At 37.1% G+C, this 340-nt stretch carries 1 protein-coding gene; it reads right to left on the bottom strand.

Features of this window, described 5'->3' with window-relative positions; translation table 11 throughout:
• Positions 1-340, bottom strand: a 340-nt coding sequence (locus tag HRG09_RS28460) for a topoisomerase C-terminal repeat-containing protein (RefSeq protein ID WP_483862122.1), incomplete at both ends; no start/stop codon positions are given.

Here is a 340-nt window from a genome sequence, read left to right as displayed (position 1 = left end):
CCCTTTGATTTGATCGGTCATGTTCTTTTCTAATATTTTGATCACATTGTTACTACTAATTTTCTTTCCAGACACCACTCCTGGGATAATAAATTCACAAGTCTTTTTATATTGCTCACATAAGTAATGAGATTTCCCTACAAGGACTCGGCTCTTACATAGCGGACATTTTCCTAGTGTACGATCCTCAATTGTTGGAAAACGGAGCTTTAGTCCTTCCTTATCCAAATAAAGTGCCGCTGTAAATTCACCTTTTTCTCCTTTGAATCCTTGAATGAAGTCCGAACATTGCCCCTTCAGTATCTTTTTCATTTGAGAAGGAGGAATCGCTTTTTCTTTA

Source organism: Bacillus sp. Xin1, from assembly GCF_013314535.1.
Classification (GTDB): Bacteria; Bacillota; Bacilli; order Bacillales; family Bacillaceae_G; genus Bacillus_A.
Note: the sequence above shows the minus strand (reverse complement) of the source record. Positions and strands in the feature narration are given on the sequence as shown.